This window comes from Mycobacterium basiliense (genome assembly GCF_900292015.1).
Classification (GTDB): domain Bacteria; phylum Actinomycetota; class Actinomycetes; order Mycobacteriales; family Mycobacteriaceae; genus Mycobacterium; species Mycobacterium basiliense.
Genome location: NZ_LR130759.1, coordinates 1158986 through 1177472 on the forward strand (window position 1 = coordinate 1158986; position 18487 = coordinate 1177472).

Annotated in this window: 10 protein-coding genes and 1 pseudogene; 6 read left to right on the forward strand and 5 right to left on the reverse strand. The window is 66.0% G+C overall.

Translation table 11 applies throughout. From position 1 onward, the window contains the following. Complete coding sequence (gene yhjD / locus MB901379_RS05095) at positions 1-1026, forward strand: inner membrane protein YhjD (protein WP_269462777.1); 1026 nt, start codon at positions 1-3, stop codon at positions 1024-1026. Here yhjD and nagA read toward each other — a convergent pair. The 3 genes from nagA to MB901379_RS05110 are packed head-to-tail and all read right to left on the reverse strand — an operon-like array spanning position 1023 to position 4851. Further along, positions 1023-2171, reverse strand: coding sequence for an N-acetylglucosamine-6-phosphate deacetylase (gene nagA / locus MB901379_RS05100; protein WP_158015643.1), 1149 nt, complete (start codon positions 2169-2171; stop codon positions 1023-1025). The two genes, yhjD and nagA, sit on opposite strands and share 4 nt — an antisense overlap. Next, positions 2168-3547, reverse strand: coding sequence for a sugar porter family MFS transporter (locus MB901379_RS05105; RefSeq protein ID WP_232022080.1), 1380 nt, complete (start codon positions 3545-3547; stop codon positions 2168-2170). The genes nagA and MB901379_RS05105 overlap by 4 nt, the downstream gene beginning before the upstream one ends. A 56-nt stretch (positions 3548-3603) precedes the next feature. Further along, positions 3604-4851: a D-alanyl-D-alanine carboxypeptidase family protein gene (locus MB901379_RS05110; protein WP_158015645.1), complete on the reverse strand. Its 1248-nt coding sequence runs from the start codon at positions 4849-4851 to the stop codon at positions 3604-3606. Positions 4852-4970: 119 nt separating this feature from the next. On the opposite strand from MB901379_RS05110, the gene MB901379_RS05115 reads away from it, so the two are divergent. The 3 genes from MB901379_RS05115 (at position 4971) to MB901379_RS05125 (ending at position 8852) form a co-directional block, all read left to right on the forward strand. Then, a complete protein-coding gene (locus tag MB901379_RS05115) occupies positions 4971-5546 on the forward strand; it encodes a MerR family transcriptional regulator (RefSeq protein WP_174236980.1) in 576 nt (191 codons plus the stop codon). Continuing rightward, a complete protein-coding gene (locus tag MB901379_RS05120) occupies positions 5543-7837 on the forward strand; it encodes a VIT domain-containing protein (RefSeq protein WP_158015646.1) in 2295 nt (764 codons plus the stop codon). The genes MB901379_RS05115 and MB901379_RS05120 overlap by 4 nt, the downstream gene beginning before the upstream one ends. A gap of 79 nt (positions 7838-7916) precedes the next feature. After that, the gene (locus MB901379_RS05125; protein WP_158015647.1) at positions 7917-8852 is read left to right on the forward strand and encodes a sigma-70 family RNA polymerase sigma factor; all 936 of its coding nucleotides are present in this window, start codon (positions 7917-7919) and stop codon (positions 8850-8852) included. A 198-nt stretch (positions 8853-9050) separates the two neighbouring features. Here MB901379_RS05125 and MB901379_RS05130 read toward each other — a convergent pair. Beyond that, a pseudogene (locus MB901379_RS05130) lies at positions 9051-9674 on the reverse strand (carboxymuconolactone decarboxylase family protein); the annotation flags it as partial. 87 nt (positions 9675-9761) lie between these two features. Here MB901379_RS05130 and MB901379_RS05135 point away from each other — a divergent pair. Continuing rightward, positions 9762-10238 carry a condensation domain-containing protein gene (locus MB901379_RS05135; protein ID WP_158015649.1) on the forward strand — a complete coding sequence of 159 codons (477 nt, stop codon included), beginning with the start codon at positions 9762-9764 and terminating at the stop codon, positions 10236-10238. Between the two features lie 26 nt (positions 10239-10264). On the opposite strand, the gene MB901379_RS05140 is transcribed toward MB901379_RS05135, so the two are convergent. Further along, positions 10265-10873, reverse strand: a complete 609-nt coding sequence (locus MB901379_RS05140) for a TetR/AcrR family transcriptional regulator (RefSeq protein WP_158015650.1) — start codon at positions 10871-10873, stop codon at positions 10265-10267. Positions 10874-11517: 644 nt separating this feature from the next. Here MB901379_RS05140 and MB901379_RS05145 point away from each other — a divergent pair. Continuing rightward, the gene (locus MB901379_RS05145; protein ID WP_158015651.1) at positions 11518-18054 is read left to right on the forward strand and encodes a type I polyketide synthase; all 6537 of its coding nucleotides are present in this window, start codon (positions 11518-11520) and stop codon (positions 18052-18054) included. Positions 18055-18487: the final 433 nt, after the last annotated feature.

Sequence of the window (18487 nt, forward strand, 5' to 3'; positions counted from 1 at the left end):
TTGACCACGACTGAGCCGGACAAACCCGGAATCCTCGACAGGTTACGGTCCCGGTACGGGTGGTTCGACCATGCGATGCGCGCTTATCAGCGTTTCAGCGAACAGCGCGGCGCGTTCTTCGCTGGGGGCTTGACCTATTACACGATCTTCGCGTTATTCCCTTTACTCATGGTCGGCTTCGCCGTGGTCGGATTCGTGTTGGCGCGGCGCCCGGAGCTGCTCAAGATGATCGACGGCAGGATCCGCGCCACGTTAACGGGCGGGCTGAGCCAGCAGGTGGTCGACTTGATGAATTCGGCCATCGACGCGCGAACGTCCGTCGGCGTCATCGGCCTGGCCGCCGCGTCCTGGGCGGGCTTGAATTGGATGTCGCACCTGCGGGTGGCGTTGAGCGAGATGTGGGCACATCCGGCCGAGCGGCTGGGCTTTCTGCGGACCAAACTTTCCGACTTGACGGCGATGGTCGGCACCTTCCTGGTGATGATGGTTACGATCGGGATCACCGCGGTGGGGCACCTGAGGCCGATGGCCAAAGCATTGAGCTGGCTTGGCGTACCTGAGCATTCAATCTTCGATGTGCTTTTCCGGATTATTTCGATACTGCTGTCGGTGTTGGTGTCGTGGCTGCTATTCACCTGGATGATCGCCCGGCTGCCCCGCCAGCCGGGCGGCTTCGCCATCTCGATGCGGGCCGGCCTGATCGCGGCGGTCGGGTTCGAGCTGTTCAAGCAGGTGGCGTCGATCTACCTGCGGATGGTGCTGCGTAGCCCGGCCGGGGCCGCATTCGGGCCGGTGCTGGGCTTGATGGTGTTCGCCAATGTCACCGCCTACCTCATCTTGTTCGCTACCGCGTGGGCGGCCACCGCTGACCCACGTTCCCGGCACGTCGCACCTCCGGGCCCCGCTGTCATCAGCCCGCGAATACAGGTCGACGAAGGCTTGAGTGCGCGTCAGACGCTGGCCGCGATGACCGCCGGAGCCGTGGGTGCACTGACCCTATCCCGGCTGCTTCGCGGCCGGCGCTAATCTTCCGACTGGTGCCACTCGCCGTTGGCCATCACCGCGCAGACTTGCAGATCGCGTTCCAGCACAACAAGATTGGCGTCCAGACCGGGGCGAAGTCCGCCGACCTGCGCCAGCCCGAGAGCCGCCGCGGGCGTTGCGGAGGTCATCTGCACGGCGGCGGCCAATGCGTCGGCGTCGCAGCCCGACTCCGCTACGGTCCGGAAGAGCTGATCCATGGTGGCCGTGCTGCCGGCGATCGTCGCCTTGCCCTGCACCCGCGCCACACCGGATGACACCTCGATCGGAACTGTGCCCAGCCGATATGTTCCGGCGCCGCATCCGGTTGCGGCGATCGCGTCGGTGACCAGGGCGACCCGGCTGGGGCCGGCGGTCCCGATCACCGCCTGCAGCACCGCGGGGTGCACGTGTACCCGGTCGGCGATCAATTCGAGCGTCACCGTCGGGTCTTGCGACAAGGCCAATGCGGGTCCGGGCTCGCGGTGGTCCACGGGTGGCATCGCGTTGAACAGGTGGGTGGCCACCGTCGCGCCCAGGGCAATGGCCCCCCGGGTCTGCTCATAGGTCGCGTCGGTATGTCCCACGGCCACAACCACACCCGCGTCGGCAAAGCGGCGGATCGCGTCATCGCTTCCGGGTAGCTCAGGGGCCAGGGTGACCATCCGGATGGTGCCATCGGCGGCGGCGAGCAACGTGTCGATTTCGGCCGGGTCCGGTGCCCGCATCTGCGCGGGGTCGTGCGCGCCGCACCGGGCCGGGCTCAGCCAGGGGCCCTCCAGATGGATGCCGGCGATGGTGGTTGGCCGGCCCACCCGAATGGCCTCGGACAGGGTGGCCACCGCCGAAAGCAGCTCTGCCGGTGCAGCGGTGACCAAACTGGCCAACATTGTGGTGGTGCCGTGCCGCAGGTGAAACGTTGCGGCCCGGGCAATCTCGTCTACTGTTCCGTCGATGAACGAGGTACCGCCGCCGCCGTGACAGTGCATGTCCACGAAACCGGGCACCACGATGGCGTCGGGGAAATCGAAGTCCGCCGCGGGCGGCGCGCCGGCGCCGCAGCCCCGAATCGTGCGGCCGGCCGTTTGCACCCATCCTGGCCGGTACAGCTGCCCGTTGACAGCCACTGCGCTGGCACGGATGAGGCTCATGGTGTTTCCGTCAGCTCTTCCGGCCACTGCCCGTCGTTTTCCCAGAAGTACCTGATGTCCTCGAGTTGGCGGCCTTTGGTTTCGGGCGCGAATCTGTACACCACGGTGAAGGCGACGACGGTGAGGACTGCGAATACCGCGAAAATTCCTGAGCCACCGAGCCAGTGCAGCATCGTGAGGAAGAAGCCGGCAACGATCGCGTTGGCCGTCAGGGTGGAGGTGAGCATCGCGCTGGAACCCATCGAGCGCAGCCGGGAGGGGAAGCTTTCCCCGGCGTAAACCCAGACCAGCGAGCCGAATCCGAAGTTGAAGCCGACGATGAACAGCAGTATGCCGCCGAAGCCGAAGATCAGGCCGGCGGTGTCGCTATTGGCGAAGGTGGTGATCAGCATGGCGTCAGCGCCGACCATCATTGCGATGCCGGACAACAGGATCGGGCGCCGGCCCCACCGGTCGACCGACATCAGCGAGACAAACACCGCCGACAAGCCGGCCAACTGCACCAGGGCGGGCAGCCCCAGGAGCGCGAAATTTCCGTGGAAGCCCATGGCGGAAAAGATTCGCGGGCTGTAGTAGATGATGGCGTTGATGCCGGTGATCTGGATGAGAAAGCCGAGCGTGACGACGAACAGCGTGGCGCGCAGGTACGGGCGCCGCCACATCTCGGAAATCTTGCCGCTGCCTTCGTTGAGGGCGTCGGCGATTTCATCGAGTTGAGCGTCGACGGCGGCCTCCGGCTCTATCCGCAGCAGCGCCTGACGCGCATCATCGGGGCGGCCCTTGAGCATGTACCACCGAGCGGTATCGGGCATGCGCAGCAACAGCGGTAACAGCAGCATGGCGGGCACGGCCGCAAGTCCCAGCATCGCGCGCCAGCCGTGCGACTCGGCCAGTGAGTAGCCCACCAGATAGCCGACCATGATCCCGGTGATGGTCGCCACCTGATAAGTGGTCAGCAACGAACCACGCACCGCCGTCGGCGCCGATTCGGCAACGTAGACCGGGATCACCACCACCGACACTCCGATGGTCACTCCCAGCAGCAATCGGGCCACCAACAGCATCGGCAGTGCGACCGCCGAAGCGCCCAGCACGGCGAATACCGCGTAGCCAACGGTGAGTAGCACCGTCGACCGCTTGCGCCCGATCGTGTTGGCGAGCACACCAGCTCCCAGCGCTCCGAGGATCTGCCCGATCACCGCCGTGGTGGTCAGCAGCTCCTGCTGGTGGGTGGTCAGGCCGAAGTCCTCGGTGACGAACAGCAGCGCGCCCGCGATGATGGAGAGGTCGTACCCGTAGAGAAGACCAACGCTGGCCGCGGTGAGCCCGACCAGTATTCCCCGCCGCACGGTCCGCTCAGCTTGTCCGGGCGATATTTGTCGACCTGGCAACGGGAGCAAAGGCGAGATAGGGCCCAGTCATCCCGCAGAGTCTAGTGTTGCGGCCGTCCGTTCAACGAGCGTGCTACCAGGATCAAACCCAACACGATGACGGCTCCGATGACGGCCACCCCAACCCGTACCGGCAAAGCGTCGGCCGATGATACGAGTCCGGCGGCCTGGGCGCTGTCGGGCCGACGGTCGGCCGGGTTGGTGAGGTGGGGCAGCAGCGTGGGATCGGGCTCGATCAGCGAACCGACCTGGGTGCCCTGGGGTGTGCTGAAGCCGTAGTCCAGTAGGTGAGCGGCTTGTTCCCACGGTGGGATCGGTTGGCGGGTGCCATGGAGTAGCACCGCAACCAGGCGCCGTCCGTCGTGGTTGGCCGCGCCCACGAAGGTCTGGCCGGCGTCGTCGGTGTAACCGGTCTTGCCGCCCAGCGCGCCCGGGTAGTGGTAGAGCAGCTGGTTGTCGTTTTCCAGCTCGTAGCCGGGATGGTCGGCGTGGCCCGGGAAGGGGAAGCTGCGGGTGGCAACGATGTCGGCGAAGGTGGGGTTCTGCCACGCATAGCGGTAGAACAGGCCCATGTCGTAGGCCGAGGTGCTCATGCCCGGCCCGTCGAGTCCGGACGGAGTGGCCGCCCGGGTGTCGCGACCCCCCAGCTTGGCGGCCAGCACGTTGATCTTTTCTAACGCCGTCTGCATGCCCCCGAGCTGCATGGCCAACGCGTACGCGGCGTCGTTGCCCGAATGCATCAACAAACCATGCAGCAACTGCGCGATGGTGTAAGTGCCGCCGGCGTTGACGCCGACCTTGGTGCCTTCGGCCGCGGCGTCGTCGTTGGTTCCGGCGACCGACTTGTTGAGGTTCAACTCGTTGATGGCAGCCATCGCCACCAGCACCTTGATGATGCTGGCCGGGCGGTGCCGGCCGTGCGGGTCGCGGGCGGCGAGCACCGCACCGCTGTCCAGATCGGCCACCAACCAGGCCTCGGCGGAGATATCGCCGGGCACCGGCGGGGTGTCCGGTGCGGTGATGATGTCGCAGCCACCCAACGCATTGCCGCCGACCGGCGTCGAGGGCACCGCCAGGGGCAGCGGTGGTTCACCGGCCTGTGGCACCTCGGACGAGTCCACGGCGGGCGGGGTGGACACCTTGTATGGGCAGTTTTCCGTCCCGGCACCGGCCGCGGGGCCGGGCTCGGCCCTGCCGATCGGTAGCGCGCCGGGCGCGCCCACCAGCGCTGGCGCGGCGGCCATGAAAGCGGCTGCGGCCAGGCACGATGCGGCACGTATGAAGTACATCGCTGAGCAGACTAGGTGATCGACGGCGGCTTCGCAGGGTGCCGCGCTGTGACTAATGAGACGGAAGTTACAAAAACTTATTTGACAGTGTCAATAAGGCGTATAACACTGTCAGTACCATGCAGTCTCTTCTCACGCTGTCCGAATTCGCCGCGGTGGCCGCCAGCGCGGTGCAGGCCTCTGGTGCCGTGCCGGATAACCGCCAGGCCAAACCGATTCCGGCGGAACGGATGATCCGCTACTACACCGCGCGCGGCCTGCTGCCCCGCCCGGGAACGCGGGGGCGCGCGCTCGTATACGGGCGCACGCACCTGTTACACCTGGTCGCGATCAAGCGCCTGCAGGGTCAGGGGCTGTCTCTGGAGGAGATTGCCCAGCGTCTGGGGTCGATATCGGCTCAGGAACTGGAGTCGCTGGCGGCAATCCCGGCCACCGCCATACCTGCCGACCTGGATGACCCGGAGCCGGTCCCACAGACCGCGCGGGCGGCGGGCAGATTCTGGCGGGCCGTGCCGCAAACCGTTGACCTGTCAGCGGCCGCCGGCGCGCAGGCAGTCACCAACCTTGCCGCCGTCCGGCTTTCCGACACTGTCACATTGCTCATCGACGGGCCGCTTCCAGAACTCGACTGTCTGCACCGCGCCGCCGCGCCGCTGCTGGACCTTCTCGCCGCCGCTCGAAAGGATTCCCAATGAACGCTGAGTCGCTGCCACTGATCGCTATCGAACCCGACCAGCCCGAGGGCAAGCCGACGTGCGGGGAGCTGAACTCGGCCGACGGCCGTCGGCTCCCACTCAAAGCGCTCACCATCGACACCGTCATCGTCGGTTTGACCGCTACCTCCACCGTCCGCCAGCGCTTCGTCAACATCGGCGATACGACGATCGAGGCCAGCTATGTGTTCCCGTTGCCGGCCCGCGCGGGGGTCACCGAGTTCGCCGCCTCGCTTGCCGGCCGGCGGGTGCTCGGCGTACTCAAGGAACGGGGTCAGGCGCGCGACGACTACGAGCAGGCGCTGTCCGCCGGGCAGCGCGCCGCGATCGTGGAGGAGGACCGCTCCGACGTGTTCTCGGTCCGGGTGGGCAATCTCGGGCCGGGGGAGGAAGCCACCATCGAGATGCGCCTGACCGGTCCGCTGGAGTACGAGGACGGTGAGGCCAGTTTCCGTTTCCCGCTGGTTGTGGCGCCCCGCTACACCGCCGGTAGCCCGCTGCCCGGCGACCGGACCGGCGCCGGGATGGCGCCCGACACCGACGCGGTGCCCGACGCGTCGCGGGTGACGCCGCCGCGCCTAACCGACCACGACGTACGCCCCGAGGTGCGGGTCACGATTTCGCTGGACAGCGGCGGACTATCGGTGTCAGAACTGCGGTCTTCGCTGCCAACCACGGTGCAGCGGCCGTCGGCCGATGGGGTGACCCGCTTACGGGTCGCGCCGGGTGCCCGGGCCGATCGCGACCTTGTGCTGCGCTTCCGCGTCGATCGCGACCAGCTCTCGTCGTCGGCACTGCTGGTCCCCGACGCCGAGCGCACCGCGGCTTCCCCGGCGGCGGAAGGCACCTGGTCACTCACCCTGGTGCCGCCGGCCGAACCATCCAGCGCGGCCCGCGACGTCGTGGTGGTGCTGGATCGCTCCGGATCGATGGCCGGCTGGAAGATGGTCGCCGCCCGGCGTACCGCCGGGCGCATTGTGGACATGCTCGACGCCGGTGACCGGTTCTGTGTGCTGGCCTTCGATGACCGGATCGATACATCCCCGGCCATGCCGGACGGGCTGGTGGAGGCGTGCGACCGCAACCGGTTCGCGGCGGCCTCGTGGCTGGGTTCGTTGCGCAGCCGCGGCGGCACCGTCATGGCGCAACCCCTGAGCAAAGCCGTCGAATTGCTCGCCGAATCCAGCGCAGAGCGGCAGGCCAGCGTGGTCTTGGTGACCGATGGCCAGATTAGCGGGGAGGACCACCTGCTGCGATCGCTGGCACCTGGGGTCGGACGAACCCGGATCTACTGCGTGGGCGTCGACCGTGCCGTCAATGCCGGGTTCCTCGAGCGGCTGGCGGGTTTGGGTAGCGGTCGAGCCGAGTTGGTCGAGTCGGAAGATCGCCTGGACGAGGTGATGGCCCGACTGGCTCGCACCATCGGGCGCCCAGCGCTGACCTCAGTCAGGGTGCGCGCCGAAGGTTTCGAAATCATCGAGGACACCATCACCCCCGACCGGGTTCCGGACGCCTTCGCCGGCGTGCCGTGCGTGATCTCCGGACGATATCGCGGCGCCGCCGCCAACGCGAAGCTGTACGTGGATGCCGACGGTGCGACCGGTCGCTTCACCGCGACGGTACCCACCCGGCTGGTGCCGGATGCCCTTGCGGTGCAGACGATCTGGGCCCGCTCGGTGGTCCGCGACCTGGAGGATGCCTACGCATCCGGGCGTGGGGCCGACGAGTTGGCGCAGCGCCTGGTCGCACACTCCATCCGCTATGGCGTGCTGTCGCGGTTCACCGCGTTTGTGGCCATCGACCCAGAACATACGGAGGCTGGGCCGATCACCGAGGTCGTGCAGCCCGTCGAGCCACCGTCCGGGTGGGCGCCGCTCGCAGGCGGTTTCGTCGGGGCGGCCGCGGGAGCAGCCCTGGCGCGCGGCGGGGTCGCCGGCCGGCCGATGGCGTTCCCGGCCGCCGCTCCGGTGCCCCCGCTGCGGGACTTGCTGCGCCGGGTGGCGATGGGTATTGGCGGTGACGGCGCCGAACTCGATCCGGAGCTCGACGAGGTCTGGTCCGCGCTGAGCGTCCATCGCGACCGGGCACCCGATTCGGTATTGGCCTCGGCGCTCGCGGTACTGTGCGAGGCGCTCAATCGCTACCTGTGCACCGCCACCAAGCAGAATGCCGATCGGGTGCGCGCGGCCCTCGACGAGGTCAAGCGCATCGTCGATGCGCAGCATCCCAAGCATCGGGTGCGACTGGTCAACAAGCTGCGGTTCTGGGAGTAGTTCCTGGGGCGTCTGCCCGCCGACGTAACGTCGGGGCGCGTTTCGCCGCCGGGAGTGTTCCTGGCGTTACCCTCGGTTTATGACCTCCACGCAGGTCGCCGAATTCGAAGCCCTGCGTCCGCATCTCCTGTCCGTCGCCTACCGGGTGACCGGGACGGTAGCCGACGCCGAAGACATCGTGCAGGAGGCCTGGCTGCGCTGGGCGGACCAGGACACCGCCATTGGCGACCTGCGGGCCTGGCTGACCACCGTGGTGAGCCGGCTCGGCCTGGACAAGTTGCGCTCCGCGGCGCATCGGCGGGAGACCTACACCGGTCACTGGTTGCCCGAGCCGGTGGTCACCCGCCTCGATGAGGCCGATCCCCTGTCCGCCGTGGTCGCCCACGAGGATGCGCGGTTCGCCGCGATGGTGGTGCTGGATCGCCTCAACCCCGATCAGCGAGTTGCGTTCGTGTTGCACGACGGGTTCGCCCTACCGTTTGCCGAAGTCGCCGAGGTGTTGGGAACCACCCAGGCCGCCGCTCGGCAGCTGGCGTCGCGAGCCCGCAAGGCCGTGGCCGGCACAGCCGACGGGCCGGCGCTGGTATCGGAGCGGCCCGATCCCACCCATGACGAGGTGGTGGGCCGGCTGATGGCGGCAATGGCCGCGGGCGACGTGGACGCCGTGGTGTCGTTGCTGCATCCCGACGTGACCTTCATCGGTGATGCAAATGGCCGGGCGCCCACCGCTTCTCGGGTCATCCGCGGTGCGGACAAGGTGGCTCGGTTCATGTTTGGTCTGGCCCGGCGTTACGGCCCGGCGTTCTACTCGGCACATCAGCTGGCGTTGGTCAACGGTGAGCTGGGCGCCTACACGTCTGGAACCGAGGGCAAGGACGGGCATTGGGCGATGCTGCCGCGCATCACCGCGATGACGGTGCGCGACGGAAAGGTATGCGCCCTATGGGATATCGCCAACCCCGACAAGTTCACCGGCTCACCACTGCGTGAGCTCACCCGCCAGCGGCCGGGCTGACACCATACGTTGGAAACGGCAAATGTCGGTCTGAGTCTCGATGCGCTGACCTTTCGTGGGTTTCCGAGCATGACGGCGCGCAGGGCACCGATACGCCGGTCCAACCGGCCACGGCGGCCGCGGAGGGGACGGACGGACCGGCGGCCGGCGAAGCTGCCGGGCAGCGCGGCGGCGGCCGCGGCGCACCAGGCCTGACGGTTAGGACCGGTTGGCCCCGAACTCCGATTGGGGGACCGCCCACGGAACCCGGCACGCGTCGCCGGAGTTGAAGCCCTGTTCGGTGATACCCAGTGCCGAATACATCCGCGCCCGCATGTTTTCCACGCCGATCTGGTAGGTCAGCTCGATCACACCGTCATCACCGAAGCGGACCCGCAGCTGGTCGACCTGCTCGTCGGTCACCGAATGCGGGTCGGTGGTCATTGCATGGGCGTAGTCGATGGCGGCCCGCTCATCGTCGCTGAACAGCGGAGACGTTGCGTAGTTGTCGATGTCTTTGAGCCGCTTGACGTCGAGGCCATCGAGGCGCTGCAGCATGGACCCGAAATCCACACACCATGAGCAGCCGATGGTGCGAGCGGTCCAAAACACCGCGAGCTCGCGAACGCTGACCGGCAGTATGCGCGACGCCCGCTGAATCATCGTTTCGTGCACGGCGTTGGCGATCAGCAGCCTAGGGTGGTGCGCGGAAACCGTGAAGGGCTCCGGGACTTCGCCGAAGCGCCGCCTGGCGACTCGGTACATCGCGCGGGTCAGTAGGCCGGCGCGCTTGGGGGACAGAGGCTCGATGCGGGTTTTCTGCGTCATACATGTCAGACGAGACAGGCCGTGCGAGTGTGACCAGCCCGGCGCGACCGATTCCAAGAATCTCCCAAGAATTAGCCGAGGATCACGGCCGAGCATGTGGCCATGTCTTCCTACTCGTATTTTGCCGACCTGCCGCAGGTTGAGGACGACGAGATCGCGGCGCACACCGAGGTGCTGGTTGCCGACTCCCGGGTAGACCAACGCCTCATTCGTGCGGCTGTGGACGAAGTCTTCACCGCCAACCCCGCCTTGGGCACCGTCTTCGAACCCTTCTGTGACTGCTGGGCGGCTCGCCCGGGCGGCGGTTGGGGCTGGGCGGTGGAGCCCCCGGGCGACACGGTGGCCGATGTGGTCGCCAGGCAGCGCGCGGCCTTCGACATGCGTACCGGAAGGCTATTCGCGGTGTCCTTGATCCCGGGCGCTCCCGACCGTCTAGTGCTTAGCGCCAGCCACCTTTGCATCGACGGCCCATCGTGGCAGCTGGTGATCGGTGAATTGGTGCGAGCCTATGACGGAAGTGTCTGGCGCCGTCTGTCCCCGAACGCCCCGAGCAGGTTCGCACAGCACCGTAGGTCGTGACTGTGAATGTCTGCACCGGTAGCGAATTAGTGATTTTGGACGCGCAATCCGTCGATTACAACGTCTACCGCAAGCCTGGCCAGCGTCGTTTCGGACGGACCCTGCCGCAGCGCGTTGCGGATCTGCTCCGGAGCGCTGGCCAGGCCCCCAATTCCCCAGGTGGTGAGGAAGAAGTACACGGTTTCCACCGCACCTTCCCTGACCACGCCCAAATCCTGCAGCGCCTCGAGCACTCGTGCGGAGTTTTCCCGGGTGGGCCCGACGTAGCGAGAAAACATATATTCGAACCGCGGACCGGGCCGTGCGGCCTCCTGCTGGATGATCCTGGTCAGGGCGGGATTTTTCATGGTGGCCTGGGCGTACTGCAGCATCACCGCGCGCAGCCGCTCGAGCGGGTCGGCATCGACAAGGTCGCTGGGCACCTCCAACTCGGTCGCCAACTGTTGAAAGCCGTGGTCGACAGCCGCCTTCCAGGCGGCCTCCTTCGACTCGTAGCGTCGGTGGATCAGGTTGTGACTGATTCCCAGGTGCCGACACAACTCGCGCAGGCTGATGCCGTGATAACCGAGGTCGGCGAAAGCCTGGAGTAACTGGTCCAAAAGGACTGCCTCCGCGATCACCTTCGGGCGTGCCACAGCAACAGCGTAGGGGTTCAGCGATTCGGATGAGGCCAGGTGGTGCAGAATCGGACCACTCGGCGCGCCGGATGCCCCTGGCATTCTTGGGGAAGCCGCAGCCCCAACAGCGGAAAGCACACCGATAGTCCTGGGTGCGTTGGGGTCCCCGGTCCGGTGTCAATGTGCGGACTGCTGCATCCCGGACCAGCCGGACAGGGCTGGTTGCCCATCGAAAGTGCCGCCGTCGTGTACTAATTTGCTGCGCGGACGATGACTCATGCGCGTGCACCGACGGGAATTCGCTCCCCCCGCCTGCAATGGCGCTGTGTTGCGTTCGTATTCGAGACGAAAGACCGAGGGAGCGTGAATTACTTTCTCGCTGAAAGGCTATGCGATGGCTAGACAAAGGTCATCCTGGGTGTTGTGGTCGAGACCGCGTGTTTTCGCCGCGGTCTCACATTGCTTAGCCTGCGCTTGGGCGAGGGTCGGACGCGTGTTCGCCGGACGGCCTCGCCAGGTTAGGGGGAGTGGCGGTTTGAGTGTCTGCTAACCCCTAGCGATCAGCTGCCCGATGAGTGGTCAAACCGACTGGTGCGCATGGCATTAGACAACCGGCCCGACAAACGGATAGTACGGATACTAATGCAAACCTTGGAGAGAAAATGGACGCGCAGCTCGCCAAAGTGACCGAGGCCCTTCGCAAAGCGGCAACCCAGTTGGATTGGCTCAAGCGCCAAAACAGCGCCCTGAAATTGCGTGCTAGCGAGCCGGTGGCGGTGGTGGGTATGGGTTGTCGCTTTCCGGGCGGGGTGGATTCGCCAGCTGGGTTATGGGATTTGGTGGTCGGTGGCGGGGACGCGGTCTCCAGTTTCCCTGAGGATAGGGGCTGGGATGTGGAGGCGTTGTTTGATCCTGACCCAGACGCGGCGGGGAAGTCATACACCCGTTGGGGCGGGTTTCTCGCCGACGCCGCGGATTTCGATGCTGGCTTTTTTGGAATTCCGCCCGGTGAGGCGCTGGTGATGGATCCCCAGCAGCGGCTGCTGTTGGAGTGTTCCTGGGAGGCAGTGGAACACGCGGGGATTGACCCGGTGTCGTTGCGGGGCTCGGCCACTGGGGTGTTCGTCGGCATGATGAACCCCGATTATGGGCTGGGACAGCGGTTGGAGGAGTTACAGGGGTACGGGCTGACCGCTGCGGAGGCAAGTGTCGCCTCGGGGCGGATCGCCTACGCGCTGGGTTTGGAGGGGCCTGCGGTGTCGGTGGACACGGCGTGCTCGTCGGCCTTGGTGGCGTTGCATCTGGCATGTCAATCGTTGCGCTCGGGGGAGTGCGATGTGGCGCTGGCGGGCGGAGTCACGGTCATGGCCACGCCCGGCGTATTCGTGGGATTTTCCCGGCAGCGCGGATTGGCCGCTGACGGACGGTGCAAGGCGTTTGCGCAATCCGCCGATGGCGTCGGTTGGGGCGAAGGCGCTGGGGTGGTGGTCCTTCAGCGATTGTCCGAGGCGCTGCGACGCGGTCATCGGGTGCTCGCGGTGCTGCGTGGTAGCGCGGTCAACCAGGATGGCGCCTCCAATGGTTTGACGGCGCCCAACGGACCATCCCAGGAGCGGGTGATCCAGGCGGCGCTGGCGAACGCCGGGCTGTCGGCGGCCGACATCGACGTGGTGGACGCCCACGGAACGGGTACCACGCTGGGTGATCCCATTGAGGCTCGTGCGCTGTTGGCGACCTACGGTCAGGATCGCCCTGCGGGCCAACCCTTGTGGGTGGGCTCGATCAAATCGAACTTGGGTCACACTCAAGCTGCGGCGGGCATGGCCGCGCTCATCAAGATGATTCAGGCGATGCGCCACCAGACGATGCCGGCGACGTTGCACGTCGATGCGCCCACGCCGCATGTGGATTGGTCCGATGGGGCGGTGGAGTTGTTGACCCGCTCCCGTAGCTGGTCGACCGAGGATGGCCGCCCCCGTCGGGCCGGGATCTCCGCCTTTGGGATTAGTGGGACCAACGCGCACCTGATTGTGGAACAGGCTCCGGCCCAGCCGGCCATCGACGCGGCTACTGAGTCACCTGCTGGGGGGCCCTCGACGCTACCGTGGGTGATCTCGGCCAAGTCGCCGGCGGCGTTGGCGGCTCAGGCGACTCGACTGTTGGCCGCGGTGGATGCCGACGAGCAATTCGATCCGGTGGATGTGGGGTATTCGCTGGCACGGCGAACGGTGTTTGAGCATCGCGCGGTGGTCGTGGGCAGGAATCGGGCGGAACTACTGGCGCGGTTGGCCACGCTGGCGGCCGGTGAGCCCGGTGCGGGCGTGGCTGCGGGCCGGGCCCACGCGGCCGGCAAGACGGTGCTGGTCTTTCCCGGCCAGGGCTCCCAGTGGGTCGGCATGGGTCGTGAGTTGCTTGACGTATCACCTGTGTTCGCAGACCAAATGCGTTCGTGTGCAGAGGCGTTGGCGGAATTCGTGAACTGGTCGTTGCTCGATGTGGTCGCGGGGGTGGCTGGAGCACCGGGGCTCGATCGGGTGGACGTGGTGCAGCCGGCGTTGTGGGCGGTGATGGTGTCGCTGGCCCGGATGTGGGAGTCGGTAGGGGTGCTGCCCGATGCGGTAATTGGACACTCGCAAGGTGAGGTCGCTGCAGCCTATGTGGCGGGAGCATTGTCGCTGCGCGATGCCGCGGCGGTGGTGGCATTGCGTAGCCGGATGTTGGTGAGGTTGGCGGGAAGCGGCGGGATGGTCTCGTTGGCGTGCGATGCGACATCGGCGAACATCTTGCTGTCCCCCTTCGGGGATCGGCTTGGCATCGCGGCGATCAACGGTATTGGGTCGGTGGTGGTTTCCGGCGAGCTGGATGCGATTGAGGAACTGTTGGGTCGGTGCGAGGCTCAGCAGGTTCGGGCTCGTCGTATCGAGGTGAATTATGCGGCACACTCCGCGCAACTGGACGCGATAGGTACGGATCTGGTTGTGGCGCTGGCCGACATCCAGCCAAAGCCGTCAGCAATCGCGTTCGTGTCTACGGTGACTGGCGATGTGGTTGATGGTGCCGGACTGGATGCCGAGTATTGGTTTCGCAACATTCGCCAGACGGTGCAGTTCGAACGGGCGGTGCGGTACTGCCGTCAGGAGGGCTATCGGACTTTCATTGAGGCCAGTCCACATCCGGCTCTGTTGGCAGGTATCGAGGATACCCTCGCCGACGCTGACGGGCATTCCGAATCGGGCGAAGCGGTGGCGATTCCGACGCTGGGACGCAATGACGGTGGGTTGTCCCGGTTTTGGCTCTCGGTGGGCCAGGCGTTTACCGCCGGTGCGCGGGTGGATTGGCCGGCGGCGTTCGCCGACGGAGGCGGACGACTGGTCGATCTACCAACGTATGCCTTTCAGCGGCAGAGATATTGGCTGGCGGCAACCGCGGGGCGGGCCGACACCGCCGGTCTGGGTGTGGGAGAGACGCACCATGGTCTGTTAGGCGCGGTGGTGCAGTTGCCCGATACCGGTGGGTTGGTCCTGACCGGGCGGTGGTCGCTTGCGGCGCAACCATGGCTAGCGCAGCACGCGGTCAACGGGGTGGTGGTGTTTTCCGGTGCCGGGTTTGCGGAGCTGGCCCTCTATGCGGGCGACCAGGTGGGCTGCCCGGTAGTGCAGGAGCTGACCACATTTGCCCCGTTGGTGTTCGGTGACCGGTCCGAGGTGGCGGTGCGGGTGATAGTCGGGGCCGTCCAGGAATCCGAACAGCGCTCCATCACGGTGTATAGCAACGACAATCGACCCGACTCGCCATGGACTCTGCACGCCCAGGGCATCCTGGTGCCCGACGCCCCGGCGCGGCCGATAGCGGATCTGGCCGTGTGGCCGCCAGCGGGCGCGGCGGCGGTGGACATCTCCGACGCCTATCAGCAGATGGCGTTACGGGGTTATGAGTACGGTCCCGTGTTTCAAGGCTTGCGCGCCATGTGGCGGAGAGGCCAGGAAATCTTCGCCGAAGTCGCCCGGGTTGATGATTTCGGATCGGGGGTCGGTGACTATGCGATCCATCCCGCCCTGTTGGATGCGGCCCTGCATCCCTGGGTGCACGCGGGCGGACTGGACAGTGGCGGCGAGGCGGAACAGATACGGTTGCCGTTTTGCTGGCAGCAGGTGTCGCTACATGCGGTGGGTGCCGAGCGGGTGCGGGTTCGGGTTGCTCCGGCCGGGCACGACGCGGTCTCGCTCGAGATTGCCGACGATACGGGCTCGCCAGTGTTGTCGGTCGACTCGTTGGTCACCCGGCCGGTTTCTGCAGAACAGTTGCGTGCCGCGGTTGGTGGGGCCGGTAATCCCTTACTAGAGCTGGAGTGGACAGAGCTGCCGGAGCAACCCAACGCTGTTGACAGTGAGCGCTGCGCATCGGTGTTGTTCTGGCAGGATTTTCTTGCCGCCGGTACCCCTCAAGACGGTGACGGCGACGCGGTGGTGGTGTGGGACTGCGTGTCTGCCGATCAGAACGTGGTGAATTCGGTGTACGACCACACACACGCTGTGTTGTCGGTTTTGCAGACTTGGTTGGCGACCGGTCACCCGGGCACGTTGGTGATTTGTACCCACGGCGCGGTCGCGCTACCCGGTGAGCGGGTTACCGACCTGGCCGCCGCGGCGGTGTGGGGATTGGTGAGGTCCGCGCAAAGTGAATATCCGGGCCGAATAGTGCTGATTGACAACGATGTTCCAGGAGACCATCTTGTCGAAATGCACGGCTGGGTCGGCTTGGGGGAGCCCCAACTTGTGGTGCGCGCCGGCACGGTGTTTGCGGCTCGGTTAGCTCCCCTCCCACCCGCACTGCAGCCGCCGGAGGGTTCTGCGGGATGGCGGCTGACCGTGGGAGGTGCAGGTACGGCCGACGACGTCGTGTTGCAACCCTGTCCGCAGGCACCGTTGGGCGCCGGGCAGGTTCGGGTAGCGGTCGAGGCTGTTGGCGTCAACTTCCGAGATGTGTTGGCAACACTGGGGATGTATCCGGGCCCTACCCCGGTGCTCGGCGCAGAAGGTGCGGGAGTGGTGGTCGAAGTCGGCACCGGAGTCAGCGGGTTGGCCGTCGGCGATGCCGTGATGGGCTTGATCGACGGAGGCTCGCGGCCGGTGGCGGATCAACGGTTGCTGGTTCACATCCCCAAAGGCTGGACTCTGGCCCAGGCGGCCGGCGTCCCGGTGGTATTTCTCACCGCGATTTTCGGGTTGGCCGATCTAGCTCGGGTACAGCCGGGCGAGTCGGTGTTGATCCACGCCGGTACGGGCGGGGTGGGGATGGCCGCAGTGCAGTTGGCGCGGCACTGGGGGCTGGAGGTTTTCGTCACCGCTAGCCGAATCAAGTGGGATACCCTGCGCGAGATGGGTTTTGACGACGACCACATCGGTGATTCGCGCACATTGGAGTTCGAGGAGAAGTTCAAAGCGGTTGCCGGGAACCGTGGCATTGATGTGGTGCTCAACTGCCTTGCCGGTGAGTTCATCGATGCCTCGCTGCGGTTGTTGGCCGATGGCGGCCGGTTCATTGAGATGGGCAAGACCGACATCCGCGATGCCAACACCATCGCCGCCCAGTACCCGGGCACGCAATATCGGGCGTTTGACGTAGTCGACGCCGGACCCGCGCGCCTGTCGCAGATGCTATGCGAGCTACGGGAATTGATTGAGGCCGGCGAGCTGCATCCGTTGCCCGTAAGGACTTGGGATATCCGCCGCGCCCCGGAGGCGTACCGCCTGGTGAGCCAGGCTCGTCATATCGGCAAGGTTGTCCTCACCATGCCACAGGTGCTCGTCAACGAGATCGCTGCGGGCACGGTGGTGATCACCGGGGGAACCGGCATGGCTGGTGCGGCGCTGGCCCGTCACGTGGTGACCCGCTACCGGGTCGGTCATGTCGTGTTGGTAAGCCGACGAGGTGAACACGCCCCCGGGGTGGCCGACGTGGTTGCCGAGCTGACGTCCGCTGGCGCACAAGTGCTGGTGGTGGCTTGTGACGTTGCCGATCGGGCGGCTGTGGGGCAGCTGATGGCCAGGCTGGAACGGGAGTGTCCGCCACTGACCGGCGTTATCCACGCCGCGGGAGCACTCGATGATGCGCTGATCAGTTCGCTGACCCCGGAGCGGGTGGATACGGCGTTGCGAGCCAAAGTTGATGGTGCCTGGAATCTCCACGAGGTGACGGTCGATCTGCGGTTGCCAATGTTTGTGTTGTGTTCTTCGCTCGCTGGCGTGATGGGAACGCCTGGGCAGGGCAACTACGCGGCAGCCAACGCATTCTTGGATGCGTTGGCTGCCTATCGGCATGGCCTCGGGCTGGCCGCCACCTCGCTGGGTTGGGGGCTGTGGGAACAATCCAGCACCATGACCGCCCACCTCAGCGATCTCGACAAGGCGAGGATGCGGCGTACCGGCCTGGCGGAGATCAGCACCAGTCAAGCCCTCGAGTTCTTCGATGCCGCGCTGATCGCCGACCAACCCGCCGTGGCGGCCACCGGTATCGATCACCATGCGTTGGCCAGCCGAGCGATGGATGCGGAGCTACCGGTCGTGTTGCACGGGCTGGTCAAGCGCATTCCCATACGCAGGACCGCCAACGGTGGTACCAACACGGCCCTATCGGCATTGCTGACCCGACTGCACCGATTGGACCGTGATCAACGACACGAGCTGCTGGCCGAGCTTGTCTGCGAGCAGGCCGCGCTGGTGCTCGGTCAATCAACATCCGATGATATCCGTCCGGAAAACACGTTCAAGGAACTCGGTTTCGACTCACTGACCGCCGTCGAGCTCCGAAACCGACTGAAAGCCACTACCGGACTCGCTCTTTCGCCCACGTTGATCTTCGAACATCCCACCCCTGCCGAGATGGCCCGAGAGCTTGGTGGCCTCCTGGACGCCAAGCACCGCCCCCAATCCGAGAGCAACCACACTGAAGCCTTCGGCTCCGATGACGAAAGGCTGCTATCCATCGTCAACAGCATTCCGATCAGCGACCTTCGAGCTGCGGGCCTCCTAGATCCGCTGTTGCGGCTGGCCGAACATCGAGAGAAGCCAGCACCAGAACGAAAAGAAAACGGCAGCGAGCAAATTGAACAGATCATCGACGGCTCAACGCCCGAAGAGCTGCTCGCCATTGCTCTCGGCGTACCCACCCTCGGCGAGACCGACCGCGCCGGCTTGTAACCACGACGATACCGGTGTGGCCGCCGGTGTGTGCCGGGACAGTTGAGTAGTGATTGCTGGTAAGGCAATGCACTAGACCGGAATTCGTGCCACATTGGCGTTGCCGATCGGGCGCCTGGTGGTTGGCACATGTCGGCGCGATAGCCGGCCCGTTTCGTCGCCCGTCGCGACCCGTGTGTGTTCAATGTGCAGTTTGACCTGCATGCGAGCCGAAGTCTGGGCACTGTCGCGGTGCCGTTGGCACGTGGGTTGCTGGTACACATTTTTGAGTAGCACCTATTCGCACGGCGGGACTGAAGGAGACTCGCATGGACGAGATCCAGCGGATCGCCCCGGTGGCGAAGGCCGTGGCAGTAGGCGCGGGGTGCGTGCCGGGTGACGATTCCTTGGGCAGTGCTAGTCCTCGTCACGGCCAGGCCGGGCGGCGTCGGAG

Excerpts from the sequence above, each read along its gene's own strand:
- nagA (WP_158015643.1), bottom strand. The coding sequence starts at position 2,171 with ATGAGCCTCATCCGTGCCAGCGCAGTGGCTGTCAACGGGCAGCTGTAC.
- MB901379_RS05110 (WP_158015645.1), bottom strand. The coding sequence starts at position 4,851 with ATGTACTTCATACGTGCCGCATCGTGCCTGGCCGCAGCCGCTTTCATG.
- MB901379_RS05115 (WP_174236980.1), top strand. The coding sequence starts at position 4,971 with ATGCAGTCTCTTCTCACGCTGTCCGAATTCGCCGCGGTGGCCGCCAGC.
- MB901379_RS05120 (WP_158015646.1), top strand. The coding sequence starts at position 5,543 with ATGAACGCTGAGTCGCTGCCACTGATCGCTATCGAACCCGACCAGCCC.
- MB901379_RS05125 (WP_158015647.1), top strand. The coding sequence starts at position 7,917 with ATGACCTCCACGCAGGTCGCCGAATTCGAAGCCCTGCGTCCGCATCTC.
- MB901379_RS05135 (WP_158015649.1), top strand. The coding sequence starts at position 9,762 with ATGTCTTCCTACTCGTATTTTGCCGACCTGCCGCAGGTTGAGGACGAC.
- MB901379_RS05145 (WP_158015651.1), top strand. The coding sequence starts at position 11,518 with ATGGACGCGCAGCTCGCCAAAGTGACCGAGGCCCTTCGCAAAGCGGCA.